Origin of the sequence: Sutcliffiella cohnii (assembly GCF_002250055.1) — a bacterium.
In the GTDB taxonomy this organism is placed as follows: domain Bacteria; phylum Bacillota; class Bacilli; order Bacillales; family Bacillaceae_I; genus Sutcliffiella; species Sutcliffiella cohnii.
Genome location: NZ_CP018866.1, coordinates 2,939,811 through 2,955,412 on the forward strand (window position 1 = coordinate 2,939,811; position 15,602 = coordinate 2,955,412).

Below are 15,602 nucleotides of genomic sequence, written 5' to 3' on the forward strand. Positions count from 1 at the left end.
AAGTCAACAACTTTTAACAATAGCAAAAATAAAAAGCCTTGTAAACCGCTCAAGTTTACAAGGCTTTGAAAGTGTTACATTTCTTGATCTACTTCTACTTCTTGTTTTGCTGTTTCGAATTGAACACCAACTACATGAATGTTTACTTCCGAGATTTCTAGAGCTGTCATATTAAATAAAGCTTGACGAATATTGTCTTGGACTTTTTGTGCAACTGTTGGAATGGAAACCCCAAACTTCATTACACAATATACATCTACTTTAATACCTTCTTCTGAAAGGTCTACCTTTACACCTTTACCGTGGTTTTTTTTGCCTAGTTTTTCAACAACACCAGCTGCAAAATTACCACGCATTTGCGTTACACCATCTACTTCAGATGCTGCAATACCAGCTATCACTTCAATTACTTCTGGGGCAATTTCAACTTTCCCAAGTGATTCATGACCACTCATGTCTAACAAGTTTTTTTCAGCCATTATTTTACCTCCTTTTAAGACTCCATCACTTTGTATTTCTCTAAAAACTTCGTATTAAAGTTTCCGTCTTTAAATACTTCGTGATCCATAAGTTTTAAGTGGAACGGAACCGTTGTGTGAACTCCTTCAATAACAAATTCACTTAAAGCACGTTTCATTTTTGCTATTGCTTCTTCCCTCGTAGCACCGTATGTAATGAGCTTCGCTACCATCGAATCATAATATGGCGGAATTACATAACCAGGATAAACAGCAGAATCAACCCTAACACCGAAACCGCCTGGAGGTAAGTACATATCTATTTTACCAGGTGACGGCATAAAATTCTTCTCTGGATTTTCTGCATTTATGCGACATTCAATAGCCCAACCGTTAAAAGTTACATCTTCTTGTGTTAGTGATAGCTTTTCTCCTGAAGCTACACGAATTTGTTCTTTTATTAGATCGACTCCAGTTACCATTTCAGTTACAGGATGCTCTACTTGAATTCTTGTATTCATTTCCATAAAGTAAAACTTACGGTTTTGGTAGTCATATATAAATTCTATCGTACCTGCACCTGAATAGTCTACTGCTTTTGCTGCTTTTACTGCTGCTTCGCCCATTTCAGCACGCATTTCTGGATCGATTACTGGAGATGGAGTTTCCTCTACTAACTTTTGAAGACGTCTTTGGATAGAGCAATCCCTCTCTCCTAAATGAATGGTATTACCAAAATTATCTGCCAACACTTGGATTTCTACGTGACGGAAATCTTCAATGTATTTTTCAATATAAACTCCTGGATTACCAAATGCTGTTGCTGCTTCTTGCTGTGTGATAGATATACCTTTTTTTAATTCTTCTCTATCTCTCGCAACACGGATACCTTTCCCGCCTCCACCAGCGGTAGCTTTAATAATAACAGGATATCCAATTTCTTCGGCAATTTTCACACCATTCTCAACAGATTCAATAACTCCTTGTGAACCCGGAACAATCGGAACGTTCGCTTCCCGCATTGTTTCTCTCGCGATATCCTTTGTACCCATTTTTGTAATTGCTTCTGGACTCGGTCCTACGAACGTAATGTTACATTCACGGCATAACTCTGCAAAGTCTGCATTCTCTGCTAAAAATCCATAACCTGGATGTATGGCATCAGATTCTGTAAGTTTAGCAACGCTAATAATGTTGGTAAAATTTAAATAACTGTCCTTAGAAGATGTTGGGCCTACACAATAAGCTTCGTCCGCTAACTGTACGTGCAATGCTTCTCGATCGGCTTCCGAAAATATGGAAACGGTTTCAATCCCTAATTCACGGCAAGCGCGAATGATGCGGACAGCTATTTCTCCTCTATTTGCAATTAATAGTTTTTTTATCATAAAAGTCTCTCCTTACGCTTGCTTTACTAAGAATAAAGGTTGACCGTATTCTACTAATTGGCCATTTTCTACTAAAATTTCTACAATTTCACCTTTTACTTCTGCTTCAATTTCATTGAAAAGTTTCATTGCCTCTACAATACAAACTACTGAATTTTCGCTTACTTTATCTCCAATTTGAACATAGGCACTTGCATCTGGTGATGGGGATGAATAGAACGTTCCTACCATCGGAGACGTAATTTTGTGTAAGTTCGTATCTTCTACAGGTTTAGTTTCTTCTTTTACTGGTTGTGCTGTTGGTGTTGCTTGTGGCGTAGCTGCTGCAGCGATTGGGGCTTCTACTGCTGCTGGTTGAACTGGCGCCGGTGTTGGAGCAGAAGCAACAACTGTATGTACTTCACCTTTTTTCTTTAGTTTAAGTTTTGCACCTTCTTGCTCGTACGAAAACTCGTCTATATTCGATTGGTCGATTAGTTTAATTATTTCACGGATTTCTTGAATTTTTAACATTTTTATTTCACTCCTAGTTTAAAATGTTTCTATTACAAACAAAAAATAAAATTTCTTTTATATCATACGACAGGAAGCTATGAAATTCAACTTAAAAATAGTAATAGATATTATAACCAAGTACTAACTAGTTCTTTTTTATCTACCTTGAAAATAAACGTATTTTGGATAATACATTTCTTTTTTAGACAACAATGAATGTTGTTATTGGTTTAAGTTAGTCCGTTTCATTTCGCTACAGACACTTGCTTTCCGCGGGGAGATGGCTAGCTTCGGCGGCTAGGTCCGGCTCAAACTTCCCTTTTCCTCCGTACGATAAGTCAACATCAGCTCACTATCGTTCGCTGTGTTTCCTTTATCTCCTGCGGAAAAAGTCCAGTTTGATTGGACCTGAGCGAGCCGCCTACGCTTTTCGTGGAGTCAAGCCTCCTCGGCTTCGCCTGTGGGGTCTCGACCTTCCCTCTACCTCCCGCTGGAGTCAAGTGTCTTTCGCTCCATTCCACTCTCGGTTCTGTATTTTGTGAGGTGAAAAATTTTGGCAACTTATATGAAATCTACCCATTTTCATTCCCATAGTGCAAAATTGCCACTAGCATAGGTGTCTCCCCTTAAAAGTAGGTGCGTTTAAGGAAAATAGCACTTCATTTTTGACAACGTAGTAAGTTGAATTCTACCTTAGATTTTTATGCGATAGAGAAATTTTACTATTCGTTGAAATAGATTTGAGAATTTCAAACAACATTAGAAGCAAGGTAATTTACGGATATATATATATAAGATTCGACGTAAAATGGATATTCCTTTTTTAATTGAGTATTTTATACACAAAAAAGCGCTAGGGGTACCTAGCGCTTTTGGTTTTAGTCGTTGTTTGCAGTTGCAGTTGCTTGGAACTGGATTGCGACGTTTTCGTTACGTACATTTGGGAATTGCTCGCGAATTAAGTGATAAATTTCATTCGCTAATTTAGGTGAACTTTCTTCAGCTTTAAGCATTACTGTAACTTCACCATTAATGACTCTTACTAGAGCATCGTCAATACCACGACTTTTAATTTGTTGTTCTAACATTAATTCTTTACTTTCTATGTCGTGTAGCGCATTTAATTCTTCTTTCGCTTTATTAATTTCATCGATAGAAAGACTAGTATTTGCTGTTACTGCACTTAAATCGTCTTTTTGTTTACTTCTAATATCGTTTAGTTCAAAGCGTAAGCCAGCTAAATCTTCTGCGCTGGAAATGTGTGAAATAACTTCGTTGTCACCTGTAGTATCTGCATCAACATCTGTATCATCTTCTTTAGTAGCATCGTTGTCACCACTTGTTGCATCCATATCTTGCTGTTCTTGCTTATTTTCATCAAATGCTAATTGATCATTCGGACCACCTACGAAATAATAAACGGATAAGACAAATACTAAACTTAACATCGTTAATAACCAAACTGTTTGTTTTTTCAATAACATCTTTTATTCCCCCTTAGTTTTTTTCGGAACTACAGCAACTTTATGTTGAGGTACATCAAGTACTCTCGTTACCGCTTCCACTATCATCTGTTTTATTGTTATACTTTCAGCCCCTTGAGCCACGATTAACACGCCACGAATGGGTGGTTTTTTCGTTTCAATAATAATTGGTTGTTCGTCATTCCCACTTCTAGTTATGACGACTTGTTCATCTTTTGAAACATCCTCCACATTTCGCTTTCCACCATCACGATCTGTTTCTTCCGTTTTTTGATTATGAGTAGACTTATTTGTTTGCAGCACTTTCAGCTCAGAAGCATCGACATTTACAACAACTGTTGCTTCTTCGACACCTTGCATAGCTTCAATTGCTTCTTTTAACTGGTTTTCATAATGTCTTTCATAATCGGAAATCGTCATAGGTGTGTTTTCGGTGTTTTTTTGACTAAAGGCTGGTTGCTCGTTATCGTTTTCATTTTCTACACTTCCTAATGTTGGAACTGATGGATTTGCAGTTAAATTACTCTCTCCAAAAAACAAATTACTGAAAAGCATGAGCCCGACTCCAATTGTAAGAACGACTAGCATATATTGAAATTTGGTGGATTTTTTATCTCCGCTCGATAGGAGCCCTTTTAACCATGGAATAAAGTCTTTACTTTTCTCTTTATCTCCCACGCTCACCTTTTCCCCCCTTCCATTACAACCGTAATTTGAGTACTTTGTATTTGCCACTGCTCGGACAAAAAGCTTTGAACGTTTTCTGTTTCTTTTGCTGGCTTTGGTCGTTCTATCGGTTTGGAGGTGTCAATTGAAACAGGCTCAACTTCTCGAATGGCTGTTACGGAATCTTTTTCTACTAGATAAATTGCGATATGTTCTATTTCGTCTTCTGTATGGTTGACTGGATCTTCCTTAATATCTAAATCTATGTCTTCTACGATTAACCCATACTGCTCCATCAACTCCTCTTCTACTAAATCTTTTAGTTGGACAGCCATTTGTTCTAATTTATATGCACGAGATGAGGCTTGTATTTCTCTTTTCTTCAATTCTGTTGAATTTTTTAATTTTTTTTCTGAAATGATAGATGGATGATCGGAAAAACTAGCAAATAGCTCGTCCATATCTGTAGAAAGTAATTTAAATATTGGTGTTAAAATAATGACGATTAATAGTAATCCAATGACAAGCTTCGTATACTTTTGCATGCTAGAGTTAGGGAGTAGCATATCAATAACAGTTGCTAACAAAATAAATAAGATGATACTCGTAATCCATTCTGTTAAATAACTCATTTTCTCACCCCTAACGCACCATTACGGTAATATTTCCAGCAGCAATAATAATCGTAATACTTAAGAAAAACATAAAAGAAACAATCGCTAAAGCTGCAAAAATATAAATAACACTTTTACTAATAATATCTAAACACGCAATAACTGGACCTCCACCAATTGGTTGCAAAAGTGCAGCTGCTAGTTTATATATAATCGCTAGTGATAAAACTTTTAAAGCAGGAAACGCGGCAATTAGTAATAAAACTACTACACCAAGTATACCGACTGTATTCTTTAAAAGGAGAGAGGCGCTTATTACAGTATCTGTCGCATCTGTAAACATTCTTCCGATTACCGGAATGAAATTACCAGTGACGAATTTTGCCGTTCGAATCGTAATTCCATCTGCTACCGCAGCCGTTGCTCCTTGGACCGAAATAACTCCTAAGAAAACAGTTAAATAGATTCCGAGAATACCAACACTAATATTCCGTAACAATTGTGCTAATTGCGTGACTTTATACTGTTCACTCAATGTGCTTACAATGCTTAAAATTGCCGATAAAAAAAGTAGAGGTAAAACAACGTATTGAATTAATAATCCACTAGTATTCATTAAAAAGATGATAATTGGATGAAAGATTGATGCCGATACAAGGCCACCTGATGAAGCTATGAGAGCTAGCAGTAAAGGCACTAAAGCTAAGATGAAAGCCATCATATTTTGAATGGCATCTGTTGTGTAAGTGATTGCAATATGAAAACTATTCAGTGCGATGATGATTAACACCATAAATACGACGGAGTAGGCTATTTTGCTAACGGCTTTTTGATCAAAAGCATTTTGCAACGTCTGCAAGAACATACTAAAGATTGTTAGTAATATTAAACTTCCAAGTAATTTACCGTTTGTTAACAGTTCATGAAATAAGTATTTTAAAAATCCTTTAAACCATTCGGATAAGGAGAACGACTTGTCCCCTGTTACATAATCAATAAAATCTCCTTTTTGACTTTCTGGCAGAAACCCACCATACTCCGTCATAATTTCATCCCAATATTGTTTAATTTCATCTACTCCTACTCGATCGAGCTGCTCTGTTACAATTTCAGAAGGAGTAGTTGGAGAGGCTTGTACTACAGTAGGTAGAAAAATCAATGCGACGACGAAGAGGGCAACAATTACAACAAATCGGTTCATCTTCTCCCCTCACTTTATTATAGTTTTATGATGGAATTAAATTAATAATTGTCTCAATAATCACAGTTAAGATAGGAATTGCCATCGCTAAAATAAGAATTTTTCCACCTAATTCAATTTTGGAAGCAATGGCACCTTGTCCAGCATCTTTCGTTATTTGGGCACCAAATTCTGCGATGTAGGCAATTCCAATTATTTTTAAAATTGTTTCCACGTAGATCATATTAATGTTGGCGTTTATTGCGATTCTTTCTAGCATTCTAATAACTTCTAAAATTTGATCCACTAAAAATAAAAAAATAACACACCCGACAAAAACTACGAGCATAAATGCAAACGTCGGTTTTTGTTCCTTTACAATTAATGCTAAAAAAGTAGCAACTAAACCGAGACCAACTATTTGAATAATTTCGATAGGTCACCACCCCTTTATTGAAACAAGAAGACCGACTTTATTTTTTTAAATAAATCCTCTACGATACTTGCAACCATAAATAATATATAAATAAATCCTAGTAGCGTTACCCAGTTGGCGTACTCTTCTTTACCTAACTGTTTTAAAACAGTATGCAAAAAAGCTACAACAATTCCTATTCCTGCTATTTTAAATATGACATCAATTTCTATGCCCATCATGCTTCCCCCTATTTTTTACATCAATAAGATAACGAGCAGTAGGCCCGTCAGTAGTCCGAGGCTTTTAACCATTTTTTCGTATTTCGCTTGTCGATCTCGGGCATCTAATTCTTCTCGTTCTAAATGTGTAAGTGCAAGGATAATATGTTTTTGCTGTGTACTTCGATCATGCTGTCCTAGCGTTTCACCAAATTGCTTTAGTATTTCTAGTTCTGCCTTTTTTAGAGCGGTATTCTTCCAAATTTCATCTAAACTACTATTCCAAGCTTCCTTTACACTCTCTTCCGCCTTTCGTAATTTAGTTGCAAATTCTTCAAAAAACCAATTTAGTGGTTTATCAAGCTGTCCAGCTATATTTTTTGCTGCATCCGCTAACGGCATATGTCCATACATTATTTCTGCTTCTAGTGACTGTAAAGCAACCTTTAGCTGTCTTAGCTGTCTAGTACGTTCTGTAAAATGTCGAGCAGCCTCGAGCCCTGCCCAAGAAGTGGCGACTAAAATGAGAACAGCTCCTAATATTTTCATTTTTATACACCTACTTCCCGTAAATTACTTTTCCCTGCTCATCCAATATTCGTTCAATCGACCCAGGACCGTTTGATCTTGTTAACAGTACAAATCGTTTAATCGCCTTTAAATCAAGAATTTTTTTTATTGTTGGCCTTGTTTGCAACTCTTCAAGAGAGCTACCATGTACGGACATTAATAGCCCAACTCCTGCGTTTACAGCTTCCATCGTTGCTATACTATCTTCATCTCTTCCAATTTCATCTACAACAATTACATCAGGACTCATGGATCGTATTAGCATCATCATGCCTTCTGCTTTCGGGCAGCTATCTAAAACATCTACCCTTACACCAAGCTCATGTTGAGGAATTCCTTTCACACTTCCTGCAATTTCTGATCGTTCATCTACAATACCAACCTTACAGGATGGAATAGAACGTTCTTTGTCACCCATGCTCATTATTCTTGCTATGTCTCTTAATAGAGTCGTTTTTCCTGTTTGTGGTGCACCGATTACCATTGTGCTTTCCCATTTTTCTCCATATAAATAAGGGATGAGTTTCGTTGCAATACCTATTTTTTGTTTAGCAATCCTAATATTAAAAGATGAAATATCACGGATTGCCTTAACTTTTCCTTTTTCAGTAATAACCTTCCCAGCAAGTCCAATTCGGTGACCGCCTGCAACCGTAATGTAACCACGTTTCAACTCTTCTTCTAATGCATAAATGGAATACTGACTAATCTTATTTAGAAGTTGTTGCCCATCTTCTTCTGTGACAGTGTAAGGGGGGAAAATCGGGACTCCGTCTGTAATGATCTCTAACGGACGCCTTACTCTTATTCGTATTTCTTCCACTCTTTCTTTAGTCATTGGAGAAAGGTTTTTAATAATAGAACTGATAGAAGTAGGCAGGACTGAAACAATATCATGTAACATTTAAAGTGCTCCTTTTATACCTTTATTACTTAAATGTATGCAGGCTTGACCACCTTATATGCTATTCATCTTTAAAAAATAGATTGCTATTTATATATTCCGTATAAAATAAAACCTACACCTATTAAAATGAATATTAGTTTTGAAAACGAGATTTCATCTGCCAAACTGATTAACCCGATCATCATCGTAGAAATAAAAATTACAGGTCCGACTACAGCTAACATCGAGTTAACAATGATTGCTTTTTTCACATCATTTAACATAAAGATAACGATTGCGGCAGTTATTTCTAATAATCCTGAAAAAAGCCTCAACCCTGCCATTGATAAAACAACTTGATCTACATTTGCGAATAACTTTTTCATCTTAACCTCCGAATTAGTAAATGATTGCAAAAGCACTACTTGTACAACGTATGCATGCGCCACTTGAATAAGAAGTAGTAGGAATAAAAATGTTAATAGGTAGAATATAAATAAAGAAGAATTTGAATTATTAAGGTTTAGATGGGGTTAGGAGTATCGAAGAAATTTAATAGTTTGTCTAAATAATATGGTAATACGTTTTTGTTTATTACCATGGTGAAAAGGTGTATAATGATGAAAACTTATTTAGGGGGCTTGCCGATGAATAAAACAGTTGCCCTTATTATGATTTTTTTAATAACTTGTTACGCTCAAATACTAGTTATTAAATACGATTCACTTAAAGAAATAGTTGTAATCCATGAAAGTGATTCTTCTTTCAACCAAACAGTAAACGGACCTAACATTCTCGATAACGAGATTAGCTTTCACAATACTAATTATTTTCAATATCTTCATATTGTATCTATAACGCTAGTAATATATATTGCAATATATGCATTTGTCCAAATGTATAGACGGCTTCGTTTATTACTGCCATTGTATTATCAATCCAACTATGTGATCTTACCTCTAAACTAATTATTACTATTAAGGAGGTAACTAACATGTGGATTAGATTAATGATAAGTGTATTTTCAGTTACTGCTATCACTCTATTTTCCTATCAAGCTATTGAAATTTTCCATGCTTATGTAGAGTTTTTCAAAAGTAAAAATTAATAGAAGCTAAAGAGGTTGGGACAAAACTAAAACGATCATGTAAAAAAACGAACTATCGCAGAATTAGCGGAGGAAATATACGTAGACTCCTGCGGGAGGAAAGGCATAGGTGAGACCCCGCAGTGCAGAGCACGAGGAGGCTCACCAGCCGCCCGCGGAAAGCGTAGTATATTTCCGGAGCGACTTTCCCCCGATATTCTTTGTTCGTTTTTTACTTTGATAGAAATAGTTGTGTCCCGACCTCTTTTTTTTAATTTCAGAGATTACTCAACACATTACTATATTATGGTAAAATTAGTAGAATAACTCATAATAAATGGAGATGGTTTTATGTTTGATGAGAAAATAGTATCGATAAGAAACCTTAAAAAAAGCTATGGTCCAAAAGAAGTACTAAAAGGAGTATCCTTTGACGTTTTTCGAGGTCAAATAATTGGTTATATTGGTCCGAATGGGGCAGGGAAAAGTACTACCGTTAAATTAATATTAGGTATTGAAGAAGGCTTTAGAGGAGTTATTGAAATTTTCGGTAAAAATATTTCAGATGGAAATATCCAATTTAAGCAGAAAATTGGGTATGTACCAGAAATTGCCGAAGTTTACGATAACCTTACAGGACATGAATATCTTACATTTATAGGTGAATTATATGGATTAGACTTTGAATTGGCCGACTATAAAGCAAGAGAACTTATGGAGTTATTTGGAGTTGGAGAAGTCTATCATTCTCGCATTGCCTCTTATTCTAAAGGTATGAGGCAAAAACTTTTAATCATTTCTAGTTTATTACATAATCCCGATTTATTATTTTTTGACGAACCGATTAACGGATTGGATGCTAATAGTGTCATGATTTTTAAAGAAATAATGACTCAGTTAGCGAAAGATGGAAAAACAATCTTTTATTCTTCACATATTATGGATGTAGTTGAGAAAATAAGTAGTCGCATTATTCTATTACACGACGGGAAAATTTCAGCAGATGGCACATTTGAAGAGTTAAAACTTCAAAATAAAGAAGGAACTTTAGAAGAAATTTTTAATGAACTAACTGGATTTAACGAACATAAAGAGATTGGTTCCAAATTTGTGTCCGTCGTAAAAGAGGTGTAAAAGTGAAAGAGTTTTTTACATTAAAGTTGTTAGACCGTTTTCAATGGGTATTTAATCGTAGTGATATAGATTACAAAATGATGAGAAAACTACTTCAAGTTAAGTTTACGATGGATGGTCGTAGAGTACCTACTATTTTTCAGCAAAACAACCGGAAAAAAGTTGAAACAGATAGTAATCAATACGTTAAGTCGCTATGGATATATGTATTATTTGGTCTTTTCATGATTCCGTTTATTCTTATGGATAACAATTACATGTTTCAAATGAGTTTCGTTTACGGAATATTAATATTCATTATTAGTACATCGCTAATATCTGATTTTTCTTCTGTTTTACTAGATGTTCGTGACAGAAATATATTATATCCAAAACCTATAAATAAAAAGACTATTAGTGCAGCTAAAGCCATTCATGTTACAACTTACTTATGCTTATTAACAGTAGCTATTGTAGGTATACCGTTAATTGTCGGGTTATTTAGACACGGCCTATTATTTTTTCTACTTGCCATTTTTTCTATTATATTTATTGATATATTTGTTGTCGTTCTAACAGCACTCATTTATATATGGATATTGAAATTTTTTGATGGCGAGAAGCTGAAAGATATTATTAATTATGTTCAAATAGGTCTTTCACTTGCGATAATGATTGGTTACCAACTTTTAGCTCGTTCATTCGAACTAATGGACTACATCATTGTGTTAGAACCTGAGTGGTGGCAGCTATTCATTATCCCAATGTGGTACGGTGCATTAATGGAAATTACTTTAGGTAATAGTGTAAATAACTTTTATATACTGTTAGCGTTATTAAGTGTAGCAATCCCTATTATATCCATTTGGTTATATGTTAAATTGCTCCCTACTTTTGAAAGAAATTTACAAAAGCTCACCTATCACGGAAAAGTTAAATACAAAAAGCAACCAAAATACAAGGAATGGTTTATGAATATCATTTGTACTTCAAAAGAAGAAAAAGTATTTTTCCGTTTTGCTAGTTTGATGATGAAAAACGAACGAGATTTTAAGCTTAAAGTATATCCGTCACTTGGCTTTTCGTTTGTAATTCCTTTTATTTTTCTTTTTAATGTTTTCAAAACAGACTCTGGGTTTGATCCTCTCACTAGCAAAGCGTATCTTAATATTTACTTTAGTCTCATCATTATCCCTACAGTAGTATTAATGTTAAATTACTCCGGAAAATTTAAAGGTGCGTGGGTATTTAAAGTAGCACCGTTAGAGGAGTTAAAACCAATTTTCAGTGGAACGATAAAAGCCTTTCTCGTAAAACTTTATTTACCGATTTATTTAACGTTAAGTGTCATCTTTATGTTTATTTTTGGTGTTCGAATTTTACCGGACTTACTATTAGTTTTGGTTAACGCTTGTAATTTCAGTATTATTTGTTTTTATATATTAAATAAAGGACTCCCATTTTCCGAATCCTTTGATTCATCGAACGAAGGAAGTGGAACAATCATTTTTCTTACAATGCTCATTGTTGGACTTTTTGCAGGGATACACCTAATTAGTACACTTATCAATTTTGGACAATATATTTTTATCGTTATTTCGCTAATCAATCTAATCGTCCTCTGGAAAAAAGCTTTCAATAAATCATGGAAAACTCTCTATTCCTAGTTACACCATAAAAAACACCGACCATTATTTTGGCCGGTGTTTTTCTGTTATTTATTTTTTCACTACATAAACCCTTGTTTCATAAGGCTTAAGTTCAAAGTTCGTAATACCTTTATGAGAAGGAACCTCATAATTAGAAAGTTTTAAATTACTTGAAGAAAGTACAATGTTATCAAATTTATAAGTTGCTTCTTCTCCAGATAAGTTACTTATAACGACTGCAGTCGTATCATTTAATGTTCTTGTGTATGCGTAAACTTTATCATCGTCTTCTAAAATGAGGTTGTATATACCGTAAACGAATACTTCTTCTGACTTACGAAGCTTTATCATATCGCGATAATAGCTTAATACAGATGTTGGGTCATTCCACTGAGCTTCAACGTTAATCTTCGTGTAGTTTTCATTTACCCCTAACCATGGCGTTCCAGTAGTAAAGCCAGCATTTGGCTCACTATTCCATTGCATAGGTGTTCTGGAATTGTCTCTTCCTTTCATCCAAATCGATTCCATTACTTTTTGCGCATATTCTCGACCTTTTTTACTTTCAATTGTATATAAGTTTTTCATCGCAACATCATCATAATGATCAATTGAATCAAACTTTACATTTGTCATGCCTAACTCTTGACCTTGATAGATGAATGGTGTTCCCTGCATTAAGAAATAAAGAGAGGCTAACGATTTTGCACTTTCTCCTAAATATTCTTTATCATTCCCCCATGTTGAAACAGAGCGTGCTTGATCATGGTTTTCTAAAAACAATGCGTTCCAACCATTTCCTTCAAGCCCTTTTTGCCATTTTGTTAAAGTTTCTTTTAGTTGAATAACGTCAACTCCGCCTTCCGTTCCTTTTTCCCAAAGTCCTAGATGCTCAAATTGAAAAATCATATTGAACTTACCGTTCTCTTCTCCTACCCATTCATCTGCTTGCTCAATTTTAACTCCATTCGCTTCGCCAACAGTCATAATATCATAACGTGCAAACGTTTGCGTTTTTAACTCTTCTAAAAACGGTTGAATTCCATCAACATTCATCATGTACTCAAAGGAAGGTACGTAATCTAATTTTTTAGGATTAGGCAAATCAGGGAAACCTTGCTCTTTTTTAATATGCGAAATAGCGTCAACACGGAAACCGTCAATACCCTTATCTAACCACCAGTTAACCATATCGTACAATGCAAAGCGCACATCTTTATTTTCCCAGTTTAAATCTGGCTGTTTTTTATCAAATAGATGCATATAATACTGTTCTGTTTCCTTATCATACTCCCAAACAGATCCACTGAAAATACTTTCCCAGTTATTTGGCTCTGAGCCATCTGGCTTTCCATCTTGCCAAATATACCAGTCACGCTTCGGATTTTCTTTAGAAGAACGAGATTCAATAAACCATTCATGCTCATCACTTGTATGGTTAATAACTAAATCTATAATTAACTTCATCCCTCTTTTATGCGTTTCTTCTAATAGTAGGTCAAAATCTTCCATTGTTCCAAAGTCATCCATAATATCTTGATAATCACTTATGTCATAACCATTATCAGCATTTGGTGATTTGTACATCGGACAAATCCAAATAACATCTATTCCTAATTCTTTTAAATAGTCTAACTTTGTTATGATACCTTTTAAGTCTCCGATCCCATCTCCATTAGAATCAACAAAGCTCCTCGGATAAATTTGATATGCAACTGCTTCTTTCCACCACGTTTTTTTCAAAATAAACACTCCCTTAATATAGAAAAACTGAATTTCGCTTTTAGTTTTAAGTTGTCTATCTTCTGTTTTTCTTATAGAACTTATAAGTGCATGCACATTTTGTGATGCAAATAAGATAAAAAGAAATTGCGTAAACGTTTGCACAAATAGATAAAAAAAATTAGGCATACTGCTCATCCTTACTATATCATGTTTTACAAAGAATTCAATAAAAATTTTCAAACAGGATATTAGGACTATATTCATTAATTTTGTTTTGTATAAAGGAATTCAATCGATACTTTTATGGATGATAAAACGTGAATTGGTAAAACTAGTAGATAACAATTTATGTTGAGGATCTTGCAAAATTAAAATAGTAGGTGTTGCATCTTGAAGAAATTAATTTTACTTAGTATTGCCACTCTTATATTGTTTTCACCGATAAACGTCACTGCTCAAGAGAATGGGAAAGAAACCGGGTTAAAAGCTGCGTTTATTCGGGAAGGACATCTTTGGTTATATCACGAGTCAGAAACAACTCAATTAACAGACGACCTTTACGTATCTAGGCCAATTTGGTCTCATGACGGAACATGGTTAGCATTTGAAGCTAATTCTACGATAGAATCTGAACAACGAGAAGGATTAAATGACATTTGGCTTCATCATTTACCGACTAATAAACAATTTAAATTATCCATTCCTGGAAAAGATATTTATTGGTCTCCAACCAAAAACGAGTTAGCCTTTATTTCTGGGTCAAGCTTATCACTTGTACAGTGCACTAGTGATGGTCCAGTCATTTATCCTTTAACAGACGGCGTTTCATCTTTCACTTGGGCTTCTAATGGAAAAAGTATGGTCGTAACTGCTGCTGCAGCAATATTTCCAGATGGTTGGAGTCATCCACGTATTTACAATGCCACTTGGAAAAAAGGAAAAAAAGAAGAAGAAATTGAAGTATCTGTTTCGTCCATTTTTACCGTGCCATCTCCAGTGAAATTAGAAGATATTTCTGTACTATCCATTGCACTTAGACATTTAAAGTGGTCTCCTGATGAGCGTTGGATAAGTATGACTGTTACCCCAACCGCTTCTTGGAGCATGGATCAAAACATTGTTGGTATTTTTGCTGTTGAAAATAAAGTATTTATTCCTCTAGGTGAAATTTTAGATAATCCGTCATGGATTCAGTGGGCTCCAACAAAGCCTATAGTTGCTTCTATACAAGGTAGTGGTAGAACAACAGTTGGAATTAATAATAAAAAATTAGTTGTTCAAACTGTAATGCCTACTCAAACGAAAACGTACACACCGAAAGGCTATGCTGATATTGATTTTACATGGTTAGATGATGAAAAAATAGTCGTTGCAAGAGGAAAAGAAACGAATAAGCCTTCTGAGTTTTTTCAATCTACGTTATTTGTTGTTAATACGAAAACAGATGAACAAGTACAAATAATCCCAAATGAGGATAGAAAGGCAGATAGTGCCCCTATTTTATTGCATCGTGCCAATAAAATAAGTTGGATGAGAACAAGCGATCAAAAAACTAGTATATGGGTGAGTAACCCGGACGGTTCTGATGCAAAGATGATATTAGAGCATGTAGACGTTATTGAGTGGTACAACCCTAAAAAATGAAAAAAGG

At 35.0% G+C, this 15,602-nt stretch carries 17 protein-coding genes; 4 read left to right on the top strand and 13 right to left on the bottom strand.

The window, feature by feature from the left end; all coding sequences use genetic code 11:
- Nucleotides 1–74 precede the first annotated feature (74 nt).
- The 12 genes from BC6307_RS14700 to BC6307_RS14755 form a co-directional block, all read right to left on the bottom strand.
- On the bottom strand, nt 75–479 hold the full coding sequence (locus BC6307_RS14700; RefSeq protein WP_066412946.1) for an Asp23/Gls24 family envelope stress response protein: 405 nt from the start codon (nt 477–479) through the stop codon (nt 75–77).
- A 14-nt stretch (nt 480–493) separates the two neighbouring features.
- Entirely contained in the window at nt 494–1,846 is a 1,353-nt protein-coding gene (accC, locus tag BC6307_RS14705) for an acetyl-CoA carboxylase biotin carboxylase subunit (RefSeq protein ID WP_066412945.1), read from the bottom strand.
- A gap of 12 nt (nt 1,847–1,858) precedes the next feature.
- The gene (gene accB / locus BC6307_RS14710) at nt 1,859–2,359 is read right to left on the bottom strand and encodes an acetyl-CoA carboxylase biotin carboxyl carrier protein (RefSeq protein WP_066412943.1); all 501 of its coding nucleotides are present in this window, start codon (nt 2,357–2,359) and stop codon (nt 1,859–1,861) included.
- 860 nt (nt 2,360–3,219) lie between these two features.
- A complete protein-coding gene (locus BC6307_RS14715) occupies nt 3,220–3,825 on the bottom strand; it encodes a SpoIIIAH-like family protein (RefSeq protein WP_066418451.1) in 606 nt (201 codons plus the stop codon).
- 3 nt (nt 3,826–3,828) lie between these two features.
- A complete protein-coding gene (spoIIIAG, locus tag BC6307_RS14720) occupies nt 3,829–4,509 on the bottom strand; it encodes a stage III sporulation protein AG (protein WP_235858200.1) in 681 nt (226 codons plus the stop codon).
- Nucleotides 4,506–5,123: a stage III sporulation protein AF gene (spoIIIAF, locus tag BC6307_RS14725; protein WP_066418453.1), complete on the bottom strand. Its 618-nt coding sequence runs from the start codon at nt 5,121–5,123 to the stop codon at nt 4,506–4,508. The genes spoIIIAG and spoIIIAF overlap by 4 nt, the downstream gene beginning before the upstream one ends.
- A 10-nt stretch (nt 5,124–5,133) precedes the next feature.
- On the bottom strand, nt 5,134–6,306 hold the full coding sequence (gene spoIIIAE / locus BC6307_RS14730) for a stage III sporulation protein AE (RefSeq protein WP_066418455.1): 1,173 nt from the start codon (nt 6,304–6,306) through the stop codon (nt 5,134–5,136).
- A gap of 25 nt (nt 6,307–6,331) precedes the next feature.
- The gene (gene spoIIIAD, locus BC6307_RS14735) at nt 6,332–6,721 is read right to left on the bottom strand and encodes a stage III sporulation protein AD (protein WP_174522382.1); all 390 of its coding nucleotides are present in this window, start codon (nt 6,719–6,721) and stop codon (nt 6,332–6,334) included.
- Between the two features lie 14 nt (nt 6,722–6,735).
- Nucleotides 6,736–6,939, bottom strand: a complete 204-nt coding sequence (gene spoIIIAC, locus BC6307_RS14740; protein ID WP_066418459.1) for a stage III sporulation protein AC — start codon at nt 6,937–6,939, stop codon at nt 6,736–6,738.
- A gap of 18 nt (nt 6,940–6,957) precedes the next feature.
- Nucleotides 6,958–7,470, bottom strand: a complete 513-nt coding sequence (gene spoIIIAB, locus BC6307_RS14745; protein ID WP_066418462.1) for a stage III sporulation protein SpoIIIAB — start codon at nt 7,468–7,470, stop codon at nt 6,958–6,960.
- Between the two features lie 10 nt (nt 7,471–7,480).
- On the bottom strand, nt 7,481–8,395 hold the full coding sequence (gene spoIIIAA, locus BC6307_RS14750) for a stage III sporulation protein AA (RefSeq protein WP_066418464.1): 915 nt from the start codon (nt 8,393–8,395) through the stop codon (nt 7,481–7,483).
- A gap of 86 nt (nt 8,396–8,481) precedes the next feature.
- Nucleotides 8,482–8,763, bottom strand: a complete 282-nt coding sequence (locus tag BC6307_RS14755) for a YqhV family protein (RefSeq protein WP_066418466.1) — start codon at nt 8,761–8,763, stop codon at nt 8,482–8,484.
- Between the two features lie 261 nt (nt 8,764–9,024).
- On the opposite strand from BC6307_RS14755, the gene BC6307_RS14760 reads away from it, so the two are divergent.
- From BC6307_RS14760 to BC6307_RS14770, 3 genes are all read left to right on the top strand, one after another.
- A complete protein-coding gene (locus BC6307_RS14760) occupies nt 9,025–9,345 on the top strand; it encodes a hypothetical protein (RefSeq protein ID WP_066418468.1) in 321 nt (106 codons plus the stop codon).
- A gap of 470 nt (nt 9,346–9,815) precedes the next feature.
- Nucleotides 9,816–10,598 carry an ABC transporter ATP-binding protein gene (locus tag BC6307_RS14765; RefSeq protein ID WP_066418471.1) on the top strand — a complete coding sequence of 261 codons (783 nt, stop codon included), beginning with the start codon at nt 9,816–9,818 and terminating at the stop codon, nt 10,596–10,598.
- A 2-nt stretch (nt 10,599–10,600) separates the two neighbouring features.
- Nucleotides 10,601–12,244 carry a hypothetical protein gene (locus BC6307_RS14770; RefSeq protein WP_066418473.1) on the top strand — a complete coding sequence of 548 codons (1,644 nt, stop codon included), beginning with the start codon at nt 10,601–10,603 and terminating at the stop codon, nt 12,242–12,244.
- Nucleotides 12,245–12,295: 51 nt separating this feature from the next.
- On the opposite strand, the gene BC6307_RS14775 is transcribed toward BC6307_RS14770, so the two are convergent.
- On the bottom strand, nt 12,296–13,969 hold the full coding sequence (locus BC6307_RS14775; protein WP_066418535.1) for a glycoside hydrolase family 13 protein: 1,674 nt from the start codon (nt 13,967–13,969) through the stop codon (nt 12,296–12,298).
- Between the two features lie 372 nt (nt 13,970–14,341).
- Between BC6307_RS14775 and BC6307_RS14780 the strand changes: the two genes are divergently transcribed.
- Nucleotides 14,342–15,595 carry a TolB family protein gene (locus tag BC6307_RS14780; RefSeq protein WP_066418475.1) on the top strand — a complete coding sequence of 418 codons (1,254 nt, stop codon included), beginning with the start codon at nt 14,342–14,344 and terminating at the stop codon, nt 15,593–15,595.
- Nucleotides 15,596–15,602: the final 7 nt, after the last annotated feature.